Genomic DNA, 14,746 nt, shown 5'->3' with positions numbered 1-14,746 from the left:
CTCCTATATGACAAGTGGTTCGTCATCCATAGATGGTGCGGCAGCGGCATAGGATAAGGAAACGACGTCCCCTTCCTTTAGACCGTTACGAATTTCAATATACTTATCACTAGATAAGCCAGTTATTACAGGCACACGCGTATGACGGCCATCGGGCATAATGCGCGTTACATAGGAACCAGAGGCATCGGTCTGTAATGCTGCCAAGGGAAGCGTTAAGACGTCTGGTAAAAGGGAGGTTGTAATCGCTACACGAGCCGTCATACCCAGACGTAATATAGTATCAGGATCCGTGACGAGTAAGGTCACTTCATAATAAATGACGGGCGTATTTGTTGAAGAGCGATCGGTGTTATCCCGATCCCACGTATTATTGGTATCAGTTTGAGCTATTTTCTGCACACGGGCCGTAAAGGTTTTATTCGGATAGGCATCGACAGTAAACGTTGCCATCTGACCAGGCTTAATATGGCCAATATCAGTTTCATCAATTTTGGCAATAATTTGTTTTTGTGTCGTATTAGCAAGACGCATAATCACGGTTCCAGCTCCGTTTCCTTGGGAGATGAGCGTGCCGACACTCTTAGGGGCACCAACGACAACTCCATCCATGGAAGCACGAATGATCGTTTCATTCAAGTCGGCTTGTGCTTCGGTTAAGGCACTACGGGCTGCATCATATTCCGCTTTAGCCGTATCGACGGCTTGTTTTGCTCCGGCACCATGGCGATACAAAGTCAAGGCCCGTTGATAGACCTCGCCGGTTTGTCGCACCTTAATTTGGGCTTGATCGCGTTTTGCACGATAATCGGAGTCATCTAAGCGGGCGATAATCTGTCCTTTCTTTACTATATCGTTTTCATGTACCAGCACGTCTTGTAAACGTGCCGTAATTTTTGAGGATACTTCAACAAATTCGAGTGGACTTATCGTACCAGTAGCCGTGACATGCGAGGTGATAGTGCGGCGAGTTACCGTATAGGTTTCTGTGGGAACTGATGGTTGTGACTGTTGCTGATAGCGGATATATCCATAAATGCCTCCGGCGATGAGGAGGAGGACAAGCAGACCTAAACCTATTTTTTTCTTGCGAGTTATATTCATATAGTAGCTCCTTTATATCTATTCTAATATCAGTAAATAGAAGCATCGTTAGCCAAATTTAAAATAGTATAAAAAATAACCCTTCGATAAACGGGTATTCAACGTGTTAAAACAGGAATAATCCTTTTGAAATTAATTATGAAAAACAAGCAATACCTATAAGGGCAAGAAGAAATATTAAGCAAATAACGCCTAGGAGAAGGTGCGTTTCACTTGTCGCCCACTCATTTAAGGAAGTGCTATAGGTTGCTTCGAGGTGCTGTTGCATAATTGTCTTGAGAGAGTGATATAATAAGAAGATAAATAAGCTATTAAGTCCCCCTTTGAGGAGATTAAAAGGCAAAATAGCGGGGATGATTAATTGGAGAACGGCCGCACGAGAACAACCCATATAGAGGGGCGTGATCCAGATATTCCACAGAATCATGCTTATTGTCAAGAGTAAAGTGCCTCCACATAAGGCGAGAAATAATCCTTTGCGTGAAGGATGGCGATGAAATACGGCAATGACAGCACAAGCAAAAGATGCACTAGCAATCGTATTCATGATACAGCCGAGAATGCCCGTATCACTGACGGTCAGCATTTCGAGGACAGACGTGATAAAAGAAAGGGAAAGGGCCGCAAACGGACCCAAAAAGAAACCACTTAAGGTAATGATTACATCTTTCGGCGAATACGTTAAAAAAGGTAGTAATAAGGGAATGCGAATGAGGGCTACCGACAGTAAGGCGATGGCACAACACATGCCCAATAACGTTACTTGATGGATGCGGTTATGATTCATGGTAGAAACTTCCTTCCGTCTTGACAATGTAAAATAAAGGATGGGAGAATTACATTTTTATCTATTTGTATCTTAACACAGGTTTTCTTATCTCACAATGGAGGGTGAGGAGAAGGACAAGAGAAGGAGTTGACTTTTACAGAAGGGACAAGTACACTGAAGATAATATAAGGAAAGGAATAACATCTATGAGAGAAAAAAAACAGCACACCCCCTTGCGGATATCACGGGGTGTATGGACTGTGGTAGTCGGGATGGGACTGAGCCTAAGCAGTGTTTTTTGCAGTGGCATCGGTTATGCCGAAACAACGCCGGACATGTCAGAACAGATGACGGCCCTGATTGATGCGGTACCAACGGCAAAAGATAAGAATAAAGAAACGGATAAAGAAAAGAAAAAGAAGGAAACTCCCTATGAACGGCTGTTAGCGGATGCATCTAAAGAAGAAAAGCCCGTACCCATTAGGGATAATGACACTATTGCGGATTTGGTGGCAACTTTACAACCGTTAGCTCCCCTATCGAAAGAAGACGCGAAGACGATTGCTGCATGGGATTCTGTCGTGATCGCTCCGTTGACCAAAGAAGATATAAACATTGGTGGCATTTATCGAGGTATGTCGGGTAAACAACTAATTGCACGTTTTGGGCTGCCTCAAAAGCGGCAAAAAAAAGATCGCCTGGTAACATGGACATACGAACAACCAAACCAGTCCTTTCATTGTGAATTGCGAATGACTCGGAATGGCAAAGAAGAAGATGCCCTAGTTGAAGCAATGACCTTGACGAAAGGTCAGGACATTGATATAGGTAGAAAAATTCATCTTAATATGCCAACGGAACAACTTTTGTGTACCTTTGGTGTACCGCATAATGTCTTACGAGATGTGAAAGCGAATGTTTATTACATTATTTATGAACAGGCTGATACGGATCTTATTTTTGCCGTTGCTGAGCGGCGTATTCAACGGGTTGCTTTCATGCCAGCACGTTATCCTTATCATAATGAGCAGGCGGTGACACGGCGAGAAGAACGGGTGGAACGCGATTTTTCCCTGATGGGGTATTCGCTGGGTGATGAATTGGTAAAACGGCAATATAACATGTGGAAAAGTAAACTACATCGTGGCTCATATACGGTTTGGCTGTATGGTGATTATGGCGTGCTTGTTAACGCCAAAGGAAACGTAGAACGGATCTTTTTATTGACCAATAGCGGGTATACAAGTCGTGGTGTCACCTTAGGGTATCGTCTTTCTACCGTCTTGGCGTTGTATGGACAACCGGAATTTGTCGTGTGGGGAAAGAAAGATGAAGGAGTTGATGTGTATTATTACCATCATCCCATTTTGTCCAGTGCGTATTTAGCTATCGTCATTAAACGAGAAACGCAACGTGTTGATGATGTGATTGTTACAGCCATGCCACTTGTCCGCTTGCAAGATCAATTAGCACGCTATGGGTTACCATAATGCAAGGACGTATAAAATAGGTGCATAAGACGTATCTTTAATTCAGGATATTCCCTTTACATTTGCGTATTTTTTCTATTATAATGAACATAACGTATTTCAATACTTAGCAAACGAAGGTGATTTCCATGGTGACAGAGGCAGACGTTTTACAGCGGTGGAAGTATATCGCACAAGAAAAAGAAAAAATGCTTATTCTTATTGGCGGTGCTGGTTCGGGTAAAAGTAAAGTCATACGAGAATTATCCGAACAGGACGGTTGGAAAATGTGTGAAGCACGGGATATGTTTGATGATGAATTCCTGAAAATACCACGTGCAGATCGACCGGAGCGAGCAGTGGAATTGATTTCCCAGGCCTTACAGCGGTTACATGCACGGGTAGTACTCATTGATAATGTGGAATTTTTGTTTGCACCCATGTTAAATTTAAATCCCGTTCATATGTTGCTGGAATTAAGTAAAACCTTTCCCATTGTAGTTAGTTGGCGGGGAAGTTTAGAGGGAAACACGTTGTATTTTGAACACAACGGTGAACCGAAATATGCGAAGTTTACGGTTCCCAATACGAATCATGTGATTTCTATGGACGCATAGGGAAGTAGGCTGCGGAGGAAGTCTTTGCAGCCTGCTTTTTTTTAGTACGGTTATACGGTTACAAGATAGAGAAAGAAACAGAAAGGAAGCAAGAATATATGCAAGATGCAATAACAGCAGTCCTATTAGGGATAGTAGAAGGCCTTACAGAATATATTCCCGTATCATCAACAGGACATATGATTTTAGTAGGCGATTGGGTAGGTTTTACAGGCGTGCGTGCCGGTGTTTTTGAAGTATTCATTCAATTAGGAGCGATTTTATCGGTTCTCCTCATATATAAAGATACGTTTTTACGCATGTTTACACGCTATGACTGCCTGTATTTATATAAACGGAAAAACTGGTTCCGCCGTGATACGGGATTGACGTTGGCTCATATTGTGGCTGGGATTGTTCCTGTCATGATCATTGGCCTATTGGCACACCATGCGATTAAAACCTATTTGTTTTCTGCCGGGACGGTTATTATCGGCTTGATTGTGGGGGGCATATTCATGCTCGTTGCCGAAAAACTGCATGTTCACACGGTTTGTCGCGATGTAGAGCAGATGACCATTGGCCAAGCCTTCTTTGTAGGTTTGTTTCAAGTTTTCGCGTTGTGGCCAGGCTTTTCGCGGTCTGGATCGACCTTAGCGGGTGGCTTACTACTTGGCGTTAGTCGGAAAGCGGCAGCAGATTTTTCTTTTATTATAGCCGTCCCCGTTATGCTTGCAGCCTGCTTTTTTGATTTATACAAAAATTGGTCCTTATTAAGTAGCGATGATATTCTGATGATTGCCATTGGCTTTATCGTTGCCTTTGGTGTTGCCTATGTATCCGTATTGTGGTTTTTACGGTTCTTACACAAATCAACGTTAGCATCGTTTGCGTATTACCGCTTTTTTATAGCCCTCATTTCGTGGGTATATTTTTTCCTTTGGCATTAAGGGAAGTATGGATATACTAGACTTGCATAGAGAGATGGGGAAGCCCGTTATGTACAGGGAGGAACGACATGACAGCAAAGAAAAAAATTCAATTAACCAAGCGATCATCACGTGAAATAGCCTTGCGAAAAGGCTTTGAATTACCTGCACGAGAAGGAAAGGGCGTCATTGGCTTTGAAGATATGGGCGATTTACGCTTTAAATATTTTCATTTAGAAGGACGGCTCACGAGATGGCCTTTTTTCGCACGGATGCTTTTATTGACAGGAGCACAACTCGTGTTTACCCTCATTTTATATACACGCTTTGTTGAAGCCCTTTGGATTGGGCGACAAGATTTAGGAATACTCTTTTTTTGTATTTTTATCGTCTTATCCATTCCCGTTATTCGTGCACAAGTATCGTTGGGTGTACGGCGGTGTCACGATCTGAATTTGCAAGGTGCCGTGGGCGTATTGCCTTTATTGGGATATCTGTCCCTATATATATTGGCTGTCGGCAAATGGATGATTCCTTTTACTGTAGTTGCCGTTTGTGTTCTCCTCGCCTATCTTTTATTGTTTATGATAAAAGGTAAAGACGAAGATAACATATATGGCAAAAAAACAGCATAAATGCGAACCCAATAGGGGGTCATATTCGTTTTACAAAGGAAGACAAAGCATGTATAATGAAAAAAAATGTAAAAGGAGCGGATCTATGAATGATCCTATGATTGAGTTGGAACATGTCAGCCACGCTTATCATGATGAACAAGGAGCAGAAGTATTTGCCGTTAAGGACGTATCCTTGAAGATTGACCGCGGCGAGTTTGTATCCATTATTGGGACAAATGGGTCGGGAAAATCGACTTTGGCTAAGCATATAAATGGATTATTATTACCGACAGAGGGAATATGTAAGGTTGTCGGCTTAGACACAAGAAAATCGGAGAATATATGGAAGATTCGACAACAAGTGGGTATGGTATTTCAACATCCCGATAATCAAATTGTCGCATCTATTGTGGAAGAAGACGTGGCCTTTGGCCCTGAAAATTTAGGGGTACCGTCAGCGATGATTCAGCAACGCGTACACGAGGCCTTGGAACGTGTAGGCATGACGGCCTTTGCGAAACATGGACCTCATTTATTAAGTGGCGGTCAAAAACAGCGCATTGCTATTGCGGGTATTTTGGCGATGCAATCGACCTGTATCGTATTGGACGAACCAACGGCGATGCTTGATCCGGAAGGACGGCGTGAAGTGATGGAAACGCTTTTGCAATTACATCGCGATGGCGTAACGATTATTCTCATTACCCATTTCATGGAAGAAGCTGTCCAAGGTGAGCGGGTGGTCGTGATGAACCAAGGACAAGTACAATTAAGCGGTACACCACGGGAGATTTTTTCACAAGTAGAAACCTTACAGCAGTTAGGCCTAGATGTACCTGTCGCCGCTGAAATTGCGACAGAATTACGGAAGAAACAGGTGCCTTTAGGGGCATCCATTATTACCAAAGAAGAGTTGGGAGATGCATTATGCCCATTACATTAGAAGGTGTATCGCATACGTATGGAAAGGGTACGCCCTTTGAAAAAAAAGCCTTAGATCCTTTACAAGTAACGATTCATGATGGGGATTTTATAGGCATCATCGGTCATACCGGATCGGGAAAATCGACACTTGTGCAAAGCTTAGTCGGCTTAATTAAACCAACAACAGGACGTGTTTTGGTAGATGGACAGGATATTGCCGAAAAGACCGCGGCGGGTCTTGCCGCAAAAAAGAAGGTTGGTATGGTGTTCCAATATCCGGAATATCAATTATTTGAAGAAACGATTGCCGCCGATATCGCCTTTGGCCCTAAAAATATAGGTGTACAAGGTGAAGCCTTGACGAAACGGGTACAGGAAGCAATGGAATTTGTGGGGCTTGATTATCAGACTTATAAAGACCGTTCCCCCTTCCATTTAAGTGGCGGACAAATGCGGCGTGTTGCTATTGCCGGCGTGATTGCCATGAAACCGACCTACTTAATCTTAGACGAACCATCGGCCGGGTTGGATCCGGTAGGACGGCGTGAAATTTTTGCACAAATACAACAATTACATCAGCAAAAAGGGGTCACGGTTATTTTGATTTCTCATAATATGGAAGACATTGCACGGCTAGCTAATCGTGTGCTAGTCCTTGCACAAGGGCGAATTATTATTGACGATGAACCACTAGACGTCTTTGCTAAGCGGCGACAGCAATTACAGGCAGCCGGCGTTGATGTACCAGCCATGACGGATGTTTTGCAATACTTGCAGCATCGTGGACTTGCCGTACCGGCGGCAGTACATACGGTACAAGAAGGAACACAGGCCATTTATCAGGCGATAAGGGAGGATTGGCATGCTCACTGATATTACATTAGGACAATTTTTCCCGGGAAACTCTTTTTTGCATCGCCTTGATCCACGGGCAAAGATTATAGGAACGATGATTTTTATCGTAGCCATCTTTTTAGCCAACTCCTTATGGGCATATATCGGAGTAGCTGTATTTGTTATGGGCAATTTTTGGTTATCCCGTTTACCGGCAAAATTAATCCTTTCATCGTTAAAACCATTGTGGGTGATTATCGCTTTTACGATGGGCGTACATATTTTTACTACGCCCGGGACGCTGGTATGGCATTGGGGGATACTACACATTACATGGGAAGGACTTACGCAGGGAGCATTAATGACGGCACGGCTAGTCTTTTTGATTGTCTTCTCGTCACTCCTTACATATACGACGTCGCCCATCGTTTTAACCGATGGTATCGAACATCTGCTTAAACCGTTTAGCCGTATGGGAGTACCTGCTCACGAACTAGCTATGATGATGACGATTGCCTTGCGGTTTATTCCAACCCTCTTAGAAGAAACGGATCGGATCATGAAGGCACAAACTGCACGGGGTGCGAACTTTACGTGCGGTTCCATTTGGCAACGGGGAAAAAACATGATTCCCTTACTCGTACCTTTATTTGTGAGTGCTTTTCGCCGGGCTGATGAACTGGCAACCGCCATGGAAGCACGGTGTTATCGCGGGGGAGAAGGACGGACGCGCATGTATGAATTGACCTATACACGGCGTGATGGCATAGCGATTACAGCCGTTATCGTGATGACGATTTTTTTGGCGGTATTACGATGGCTATAACAAGAGAGAATATATGTCTTACTGTTGCCTATGACGGGACGGATTTTCACGGCTTTCAGCGTCAGGCAAATGCACCGTCTATTCAACAATATTTGGAAGAAAGCCTGACACAATTGTTGCACACGCCAATTCGCATCTATGGGGCAGCTCGTACGGACGCAGGTGTACATGCCTACGGTCAGGTCGTCAACTTTTATGGCACCTTGCCGATGCCAGTTGAGCGATTGCCCTTTGCCTTACGAGCCTATTTGCCACCGACAATTGTCGTGCGGACGGCTCAAATCATGCCGGAAATGTTTAGTGTCCGTCATGACAACTGTGGTAAATATTACCGTTATCGAATTATCAACGCCCCGTACAACGATCCGTTGCAACTCCGTTATGGGTGGCATATTCGTAAACCGTTAGATCTGCAACGGATGCAAGAAGGTGCGGAAATATTACGAGGAACACATGATTTTACGTCATTTGAGGGAAAAAATACCACGCCTATGAATCCTGTCAAAACAATGTATGCCATTACGTTTACACAAGAAAAAGAAAATGTAGATATACACGTTATTGGCAGTGGTTTTTTATATCATATGGTACGAAATATGGTTGGTGGTTTTATCGATTTAGGGTTACATCGGTTTACGACAATGAAATTTAGGCGTATACTGAATATGTTAGACCGAACTGCATTAGGAGCTACCGCCCCGGCACATGGACTATATTTAGAAGAAGTGTTTTACAATACAACACGAAGACAGCTCATAATAGAGAACGTGCGACAGGGGATAGTTCGCTGAGACAACAACATATGTATGTTCAATATTAGACACGATAGGTGGGGGAGAGCTTGACAAAACATATTGAAGTGATTCAACGTGGCGAGCGAGAACGAATTCGGCGAATTGGATTTGTTCATTTTATGTCTATATCTACATTTGCGGCATCTATGGGGTATTGTGGCCTCTGTTTTGGATGGCGTATGGCACATGACTTATGGGGAGTGCCATCTATTATAGGAGAAGGATTCGGCATGTTTGCCTTACTCTTATATGTACTTATTTTTGTGCGGTATTTTCAGAAATGGCGTATTGATGCAGCAGCCGTACTTGCTGAATGGAATAGTCCAACGAAAGTTAACTTTTTTGGGACCTTTAACGTATCGACCGTATTACTGGCAGCTGTACTGGCCCCGTATCAGCATACGCTGGCCAGCTTTTTTTGGTATGCCGGGATGATTTTAATCATGGTCTTTAGCTGGATTTTACTAAAACACTGGTTGTATGACGATCAAGTTGTCGAATCGGTGACACCCGCATGGCTACTTGCCGTACTCGGACCGATTACGATTCCCGTAGCAGGAAATATGTTGCAAAATCCGGGGTTTCACGACATCTCCGTGTTTTGTGTCGCCATTGGGCTGGTGACGGGGATACCTGTTATTGCCTTGTTATTTACGCACAGCATTTTTTCTAAACATGTACCCGATGCGGTCCAACCGAGTTTAATGATTTTAATGGCACCTTTTGGCATGGGATACATTACTTATACTTCGACATTTCATGCGGATATCTTTACAGAACTATTTATCAATGCGGGCATATTTATGTTTTGGCCAGTAGTACTCAAGATTGTTCACGTGATGCGACGTTCTACGTTCTGTATGGGCTGGTGGGCATGTAGCTTCCCTACCATGGCCTTTGCTAATGGCGTCTTGCATTACAGCATGGATTACCCTGTTTTTTGGACACGTGCCTTAGGACTGGGATTACTTCTCTTCGGGACGACCCTGATCTTGTATTTATCCATTAAAACACTTTATGCAGCGTATAAGAAAACGCTTTGGCGTTTGTATTAATCCGCTGCTTTATGCTAGTGGATAAACGATAATGAACAGGATAGGAATAACCATAAAGGATAGAATATAGTATGACAGATAAACGATTACGATGGATTATCAAATGTATCGGCATCGTCATGATTGCAGCCATACTCTTTGGTATGCAATTGTGGTTACCTGATTTTTTTATGACCATGGGCCATCTTATCTTTCAAGGAGATTTAGACGGCTTGGCCCGATACATTGAATCTTTTGGCTATGCGGCGATTATTGTCAGTATTGGCATGCTTGCCCTGGTTAATGCCGTAGGTTTTCCATCCATTTTATTTTTAACGGTTAATGGCATTATTTTTGGACTTATTCCGGGAATTATTATTTCTTGGATAGGGGAAGTCATTGGCATTGAAATTAGTTTTCGCTTGACGCGAACACTTTTTCATAAACAAGCTAAAAAACTATTAGCAAACAGTCAAGTCTTTGAAAAAATGGACTCTCATAGTGGTATAAAAACATTACTACTAGGGCGAGCCATTCCCTATTCACCGAATATGTTGGTGACTGCATTTGGTGCGTTAAGTAACGTATCGTATCGCGATCACTTTATTGCCGATGCATTGGGGAAACTCCCTGCGGTTATTATCGAAGTATGGCTCGGACATGATTTGCTGCGCATACAAGAACATTGGCAACGGTTAATTGCCTTAGTGGTTCTTGTCGCCTTGGTATATGGTCTTATTTGGCTACGGAAACGACGCCAACGAAAAGAACGGATAAAGAAAACACCTTCGTTGTAAATACATATACAACGAAGGTGTTTTCTTTTTGGAGGGTATGTATAAACATACCAAAAATTGAAAACGAAATATAAAATAAAAGCTTTTTTGAAGCCCTTATTTTGCGAAATAACGATCTAACAAGCCGTCAAACACACGACCATGACGAGCTTCGTCTTTTGCCATTTCATGAACTGTATCATGAATCGCATCTAAGTTTAATTGCTTAGCTAACGTGGCTAATTCCTTTTTACCGGAGCAAGCACCTTGTTCAGCAGCGGCACGCATTTCTAAGTTTTTACGCGTATCGTCCGTTACCACTTCACCGAGTAATTCAGCAAATTTAGCTGCATGTTCTGCTTCTTCAAAGGCAATGCGTTTATATGCTTCCGCAACTTCCGGGAACCCTTGACGATCGGCAACACGGCTCATGGCTAAGTACATGCCGACTTCTGAACATTCACCGGTGAAATTCATGCGAAGACCTTCCACGATGCGTTCATCAACGCCGTTTGCTACACCTACATGGTGTTCATCAGCATATTCTTTTTTATCGCCTGTTAATTCATTGAATTTGTTTTGAGGAGCACCACATTGGGGACACTTTTCAGGAGCGTTGCTGCCTTCATATACATAACCACAAATACTACATACAAATTTTTTCATGATAAATCCTCCTATATAAATACACCTTTTATATGTCGATATGTTTTTTAACATATAAAAATAATAACTAACAAATATGAATTACTTGTTATGTTGATAGTATAACAGAAGATTTTGATAAAAGCAAGAGTAAATATAAACAAATATTAAATAAAAATAATTATCGTTTATATTTAATATGGTAGTAGTAGAACGGCTATTGACAAGAAAAGACAAAGATGATAAACTAATACAAGTTAAAAATAAAGTAGAAACTATCCGTTTCTCACCTTACAAGACGACAAGTTACTAAGGTTTATGATGAAGGCAATGAACGGATAGTGATACTATTCGTTCTTTTTTTTTGGAGGTGAAAGACCATTAGTAAGGAAACACGTATCAACGATCAAATTAGAGTCCGCGAAGTTCGTGTCGTCAGTGATACGAATGAACAATTAGGTGTTATGTCGATACGTTCAGCACTGCAAATTGCTGAAGAACGTCACTTAGATTTAGTAGAAGTAGCACCAAATGCCAAGCCGCCTGTTTGTCGGATTATGAATTATGGCAAATATCGATACGAACAACAAAAGCGTGAAAAAGAAGCAAAAAAGAAACAAAAGGTATTGGTATTAAAAGAAGTCAAACTGCGGCCGAATATCGAAGACCATGACTTTTATGTCAAACTAAAAGGGGCCCAACGATTTTTAGGCGATGGAAGCAAGGTCAAAGTGACGATTATGTTTCGAGGTAGAGAGATGAGCCACCCCGAATTAGGGCGTGACTTACTGCTACGTTTCGCTAAAGAGCTTAATGAGGTCGCTCATGTAGAAAAAGAACCGAAATTAGAAGGCAGAAACATGACGATGGTCATGTCTGCGATTAAAGGAAAGCAATAGGAGGAAGTCGTTATTATGCCGAAATTAAAAACTCGCCGTGCTGCGGCAAAACGTTTTAAAGCAACAGGTACGGGAAAAATAAAACGTATGAAACCGTATAAGAGCCATTTATTGGAATCCAAATCACCAAAACGGAAACGCAATTTACGAAAAGCAGCACTCGTTTCTAAGACGATGACAGAAGCTGTGCGTAATATGTGCCCCTACATGTAAGAAAATAGAATTTAAATAGAGTAGTTGGAGGAATAAAATCATGGCTAGAATTAAAGTGGGTGTGACCGCACACGCTCGTCATAAAAAAATTGTAAAAATGGCAAAAGGATACCGTGGTACACGGAGCCGTTTATTTAAAAAAGCAAATGAAAGTGTAATGAAAGCCTTGTTCTATGCACGTCGTGACAGAAGAGCGAAAAAACGGGAATTCCGTAAATTATGGATTGCTCGTATCAACGCTGCTACTCGTGCACAAGGACTTAGCTATAGCCGTTTTATTTACGGTTTGCAAAAAGCAGGTGTTATGGTCAATCGGAAAATGCTTGCTGATTTAGCTGTTCATGATGCAGCTGCTTTTACGAAGTTAGTAGAATTAGCGAAAGCACAATAAGTAAGGAAAATACAAAACCGAAGTATTCGGTTTTGTATTTTTTTTGCTTGTAAAAAAGCATGTACAAAGGCGATAAAAAAAGCTTGACGAAATAAGATTATATGATATAATAGTTTTTGTCTTTAAAAGTATTTTCCATAGACATGCCGGAGTGGCGGAATTGGCAGACGCACCTGACTCAAAATCAGGCGGGTAACACCGTGGGGGTTCAAGTCCCTTCTCCGGCACCATCAAAACATCCTACGGGATGTTTTTTTTATGCCTCCATATAGGGCGATACCGTTTTCATCCTATGGTGCCTGTGGTATAATAAAGTATATTAAAAAACTGAGGGGGAAAATCATGGAAGCGATTTTTTCAAGACACAGTGTACGAAAATTTTTACCTAAGCCCGTAGAGAAAGAAAAATTAGAACGATTGCTACAAGCTGCCATGGCCGCACCTTCCGCAGGCAATCAACATCCATGGGAATTTTACGTGGTACAAGAGCCGGACGTATTGCAACGCCTTGCCACATGTAGTCCGTATGCAGGTTGCTGTGCTCAAGCACCGGCGGCGATTGTTGTCTGTAAGCGGGATAAACTAGTTCGTTTTCCCGGCTTTGCCAATCTGGATTTGAGTGCGTGTACCGAAAATATATTGATTGAAGCATCTTATTTAGGGCTGGGTGGCGTATGGTTAGCCTTAGCACCGTACAAAGCCCGTATGAAAGCGACCGCTCGTACCTTGCAGACGGCGGCAGATTCCATTCCTTTTGCCATAGTCCCTATTGGGTATGAGGCCGAACCAAAGGCAACGGTTGAATCCAGATATGACGAAACACGCATTCATTGGTTGTAAAAAAAGCAGGGACTCGTTAAGAGTCCCTTTTTTATAAGGGAGATGGTTATATGGGGTTTAGTGAAATGCTACTCGTGATGGTAGTTGCTTTTATTATACTAGGTCCACAAAAATTACTGGAAATAAGCCGTTCCTTAGGAAAGGCTGTGCGTGAATATAAAAAAGCGATGAACGAGATCGATGAAGATGTAGTAGAGGTAGAAATCACGCCGTCTTATAAGAAAGCGAAAACGACGCCTGCGGACAACCCGGAAGGGAGAGGGCATGAACACGGTACGGACACCCCAACATCCATATGATGAAAAAATAATGCCCGTAGAAGGGCATGTACAGGAACTACGAAAGCGAATTATTCGTGCTGTTCTTTGGTGGGGCATTGCATCAGGAGGAGCTTATTACTACATTGAAGACATCGTAAGATGGCTTACCAAGCCGGCGGGCAAAGTGTATTTTTTAACGCCGACAGAAGTTTTTTTTGCCTATCTCAAACTATCCCTTTGGCTTGGCTTTTTGATCGCCTTACCCGTTTTGGTCTATGAAGGGTGGGCATTTTTTGCCCCTGCCTTTGAACCGAATTTACGGAAAATAGGGCGGCGTTTAGTCCCGGGCGGTGTTGCACTCTTTTATATAGGCCTTGCCTTTGGCTATATCCTAGTGCTACCAACGGCGATGACCTTCTTTTTGAGCTTTTCTACGCCCCAATTAGCACCGTTATTTTCGTTTGGTGCGTATTTATCCTTTCTTATTATGTTTTTATTACCGTTTGGCATTGTTTTTGAATTGCCCCTTATCTTTTTTTTCTTATCTTGTTTAGGTATTGTTTCTGCGTCTACTTTACGCCATAAACGGAAATATTTTATCGTCTTTTCCTTTATTTTTGCTGGAATTATTTCGCCGACGACGGATATTTTTACGCAGACGATGATTGCTATTCCCATGCTCATCTTATATGAAGTTAGTATATGGTTATTAGCGTGGCAAAACAAGAAAACATAAGCAGATTACCAACGATGGAGAGAATATAAATGTGTATAAATATTTTTTGTATACAGTATATATTCGCTTATTATGCGTTCTATGCTTGTA

General features: G+C 42.3%; 19 protein-coding genes, 1 tRNA gene and 1 other annotated feature. Of the genes, 17 read left to right on the top strand and 3 right to left on the bottom strand.

Annotated elements, in window-relative coordinates:
* Window positions 1–3: 3 nt before the first annotated feature.
* Both HMPREF3182_RS00420 and HMPREF3182_RS07360 read right to left on the bottom strand, forming a co-directional pair.
* Window positions 4–1,104, bottom strand: a complete 1,101-nt coding sequence (locus tag HMPREF3182_RS00420) for an efflux RND transporter periplasmic adaptor subunit (RefSeq protein WP_062484874.1) — start codon at window positions 1,102–1,104, stop codon at window positions 4–6.
* A gap of 136 nt (window positions 1,105–1,240) precedes the next feature.
* Complete coding sequence (locus HMPREF3182_RS07360) at window positions 1,241–1,891, bottom strand: ECF transporter S component (protein WP_072270812.1); 651 nt, start codon at window positions 1,889–1,891, stop codon at window positions 1,241–1,243.
* A 188-nt stretch (window positions 1,892–2,079) separates the two neighbouring features.
* Here HMPREF3182_RS07360 and HMPREF3182_RS00410 point away from each other — a divergent pair, with 188 nt between their 5' ends.
* The 10 genes from HMPREF3182_RS00410 (at window position 2,080) to HMPREF3182_RS00365 (ending at window position 10,693) form a co-directional block, all read left to right on the top strand.
* On the top strand, window positions 2,080–3,363 hold the full coding sequence (locus tag HMPREF3182_RS00410; protein ID WP_062484871.1) for a hypothetical protein: 1,284 nt from the start codon (window positions 2,080–2,082) through the stop codon (window positions 3,361–3,363).
* Window positions 3,364–3,491: 128 nt separating this feature from the next.
* Window positions 3,492–3,959 carry a BREX-3 system P-loop-containing protein BrxF gene (brxF, locus tag HMPREF3182_RS00405; protein ID WP_007392880.1) on the top strand — a complete coding sequence of 156 codons (468 nt, stop codon included), beginning with the start codon at window positions 3,492–3,494 and terminating at the stop codon, window positions 3,957–3,959.
* Window positions 3,960–4,057: 98 nt separating this feature from the next.
* Entirely contained in the window at window positions 4,058–4,888 is an 831-nt protein-coding gene (locus tag HMPREF3182_RS00400; RefSeq protein WP_062484868.1) for an undecaprenyl-diphosphate phosphatase, read from the top strand.
* A gap of 68 nt (window positions 4,889–4,956) precedes the next feature.
* Window positions 4,957–5,502: a DUF805 domain-containing protein gene (locus HMPREF3182_RS00395; protein ID WP_062484866.1), complete on the top strand. Its 546-nt coding sequence runs from the start codon at window positions 4,957–4,959 to the stop codon at window positions 5,500–5,502.
* An 85-nt stretch (window positions 5,503–5,587) separates the two neighbouring features.
* The gene (locus tag HMPREF3182_RS00390) at window positions 5,588–6,427 is read left to right on the top strand and encodes an energy-coupling factor transporter ATPase (protein ID WP_007392902.1); all 840 of its coding nucleotides are present in this window, start codon (window positions 5,588–5,590) and stop codon (window positions 6,425–6,427) included.
* Window positions 6,412–7,281, top strand: a complete 870-nt coding sequence (locus tag HMPREF3182_RS00385; protein ID WP_062484864.1) for an energy-coupling factor transporter ATPase — start codon at window positions 6,412–6,414, stop codon at window positions 7,279–7,281. The genes HMPREF3182_RS00390 and HMPREF3182_RS00385 overlap by 16 nt, the downstream gene beginning before the upstream one ends.
* Entirely contained in the window at window positions 7,271–8,068 is a 798-nt protein-coding gene (locus HMPREF3182_RS00380; protein ID WP_062484862.1) for an energy-coupling factor transporter transmembrane component T family protein, read from the top strand. The genes HMPREF3182_RS00385 and HMPREF3182_RS00380 overlap by 11 nt, the downstream gene beginning before the upstream one ends.
* Window positions 8,059–8,859: a tRNA pseudouridine(38-40) synthase TruA gene (gene truA / locus HMPREF3182_RS00375; protein ID WP_007392843.1), complete on the top strand. Its 801-nt coding sequence runs from the start codon at window positions 8,059–8,061 to the stop codon at window positions 8,857–8,859. Before HMPREF3182_RS00380 ends, truA begins: the two co-directional genes overlap by 10 nt.
* Before the next feature lie 50 nt (window positions 8,860–8,909).
* Window positions 8,910–9,917, top strand: coding sequence for an SLAC1 family transporter (locus HMPREF3182_RS00370; protein WP_062484861.1), 1,008 nt, complete (start codon window positions 8,910–8,912; stop codon window positions 9,915–9,917).
* Window positions 9,918–9,988: 71 nt separating this feature from the next.
* Window positions 9,989–10,693 (top strand): TVP38/TMEM64 family protein, encoded by a 705-nt coding sequence (locus HMPREF3182_RS00365; RefSeq protein WP_007392873.1) that lies wholly within the window; start codon window positions 9,989–9,991, stop codon window positions 10,691–10,693.
* Between the two features lie 96 nt (window positions 10,694–10,789).
* On the opposite strand, the gene HMPREF3182_RS00360 is transcribed toward HMPREF3182_RS00365, so the two are convergent.
* Complete coding sequence (locus HMPREF3182_RS00360; RefSeq protein ID WP_007392899.1) at window positions 10,790–11,338, bottom strand: ferritin family protein; 549 nt, start codon at window positions 11,336–11,338, stop codon at window positions 10,790–10,792.
* A 239-nt stretch (window positions 11,339–11,577) separates the two neighbouring features.
* Window positions 11,578–11,686, top strand: a sequence feature (ribosomal protein L20 leader region).
* A gap of 11 nt (window positions 11,687–11,697) precedes the next feature.
* Between HMPREF3182_RS00360 and infC the strand changes: the two genes are divergently transcribed.
* The 7 genes from infC (at window position 11,698) to tatC (ending at window position 14,656) form a co-directional block, all read left to right on the top strand.
* The gene (infC, locus tag HMPREF3182_RS00355) at window positions 11,698–12,216 is read left to right on the top strand and encodes a translation initiation factor IF-3 (RefSeq protein ID WP_062484859.1); all 519 of its coding nucleotides are present in this window, start codon (window positions 11,698–11,700) and stop codon (window positions 12,214–12,216) included.
* Window positions 12,217–12,231: 15 nt separating this feature from the next.
* Window positions 12,232–12,429 (top strand): 50S ribosomal protein L35, encoded by a 198-nt coding sequence (gene rpmI, locus HMPREF3182_RS00350; protein WP_007392914.1) that lies wholly within the window; start codon window positions 12,232–12,234, stop codon window positions 12,427–12,429.
* A 40-nt stretch (window positions 12,430–12,469) separates the two neighbouring features.
* Window positions 12,470–12,820 (top strand): 50S ribosomal protein L20, encoded by a 351-nt coding sequence (gene rplT / locus HMPREF3182_RS00345; protein ID WP_007392826.1) that lies wholly within the window; start codon window positions 12,470–12,472, stop codon window positions 12,818–12,820.
* 145 nt (window positions 12,821–12,965) lie between these two features.
* A tRNA-Leu gene (locus HMPREF3182_RS00340) sits at window positions 12,966–13,050 on the top strand.
* A 112-nt stretch (window positions 13,051–13,162) separates the two neighbouring features.
* Complete coding sequence (locus HMPREF3182_RS00335) at window positions 13,163–13,660, top strand: nitroreductase family protein (RefSeq protein WP_007392841.1); 498 nt, start codon at window positions 13,163–13,165, stop codon at window positions 13,658–13,660.
* Between the two features lie 50 nt (window positions 13,661–13,710).
* Window positions 13,711–13,959, top strand: coding sequence for a Sec-independent protein translocase subunit TatA/TatB (locus HMPREF3182_RS00330; RefSeq protein ID WP_062484857.1), 249 nt, complete (start codon window positions 13,711–13,713; stop codon window positions 13,957–13,959).
* Window positions 13,925–14,656, top strand: coding sequence for a twin-arginine translocase subunit TatC (tatC, locus tag HMPREF3182_RS00325; protein ID WP_007392837.1), 732 nt, complete (start codon window positions 13,925–13,927; stop codon window positions 14,654–14,656). Before HMPREF3182_RS00330 ends, tatC begins: the two co-directional genes overlap by 35 nt.
* Window positions 14,657–14,746 lie beyond the last annotated feature (90 nt).

The organism is Megasphaera hutchinsoni (assembly GCF_001553405.1).
GTDB lineage: Bacteria > Bacillota > Negativicutes > Veillonellales > Megasphaeraceae > Megasphaera > Megasphaera hutchinsoni.
Note: the sequence above shows the minus strand (reverse complement) of the source record. Positions and strands in the feature narration are given on the sequence as shown.

Bases quoted from the DNA above. Each gene is read 5' to 3' on its own strand.
- HMPREF3182_RS00420 (WP_062484874.1), bottom strand. From the start codon at position 1,104: ATGAATATAACTCGCAAGAAAAAAATAGGTTTAGGTCTGCTTGTCCTC.
- HMPREF3182_RS07360 (WP_072270812.1), bottom strand. From the start codon at position 1,891: ATGAATCATAACCGCATCCATCAAGTAACGTTATTGGGCATGTGTTGT.
- HMPREF3182_RS00410 (WP_062484871.1), top strand. From the start codon at position 2,080: ATGAGAGAAAAAAAACAGCACACCCCCTTGCGGATATCACGGGGTGTA.
- brxF (WP_007392880.1), top strand. From the start codon at position 3,492: ATGGTGACAGAGGCAGACGTTTTACAGCGGTGGAAGTATATCGCACAA.
- HMPREF3182_RS00400 (WP_062484868.1), top strand. From the start codon at position 4,058: ATGCAAGATGCAATAACAGCAGTCCTATTAGGGATAGTAGAAGGCCTT.
- HMPREF3182_RS00395 (WP_062484866.1), top strand. From the start codon at position 4,957: ATGACAGCAAAGAAAAAAATTCAATTAACCAAGCGATCATCACGTGAA.
- HMPREF3182_RS00390 (WP_007392902.1), top strand. From the start codon at position 5,588: ATGAATGATCCTATGATTGAGTTGGAACATGTCAGCCACGCTTATCAT.
- HMPREF3182_RS00385 (WP_062484864.1), top strand. From the start codon at position 6,412: ATGCCCATTACATTAGAAGGTGTATCGCATACGTATGGAAAGGGTACG.
- HMPREF3182_RS00380 (WP_062484862.1), top strand. From the start codon at position 7,271: ATGCTCACTGATATTACATTAGGACAATTTTTCCCGGGAAACTCTTTT.
- truA (WP_007392843.1), top strand. From the start codon at position 8,059: ATGGCTATAACAAGAGAGAATATATGTCTTACTGTTGCCTATGACGGG.
- HMPREF3182_RS00365 (WP_007392873.1), top strand. From the start codon at position 9,989: ATGACAGATAAACGATTACGATGGATTATCAAATGTATCGGCATCGTC.
- HMPREF3182_RS00360 (WP_007392899.1), bottom strand. From the start codon at position 11,338: ATGAAAAAATTTGTATGTAGTATTTGTGGTTATGTATATGAAGGCAGC.
- rpmI (WP_007392914.1), top strand. From the start codon at position 12,232: ATGCCGAAATTAAAAACTCGCCGTGCTGCGGCAAAACGTTTTAAAGCA.
- rplT (WP_007392826.1), top strand. From the start codon at position 12,470: ATGGCTAGAATTAAAGTGGGTGTGACCGCACACGCTCGTCATAAAAAA.
- HMPREF3182_RS00335 (WP_007392841.1), top strand. From the start codon at position 13,163: ATGGAAGCGATTTTTTCAAGACACAGTGTACGAAAATTTTTACCTAAG.
- HMPREF3182_RS00330 (WP_062484857.1), top strand. From the start codon at position 13,711: ATGGGGTTTAGTGAAATGCTACTCGTGATGGTAGTTGCTTTTATTATA.
- tatC (WP_007392837.1), top strand. From the start codon at position 13,925: ATGAACACGGTACGGACACCCCAACATCCATATGATGAAAAAATAATG.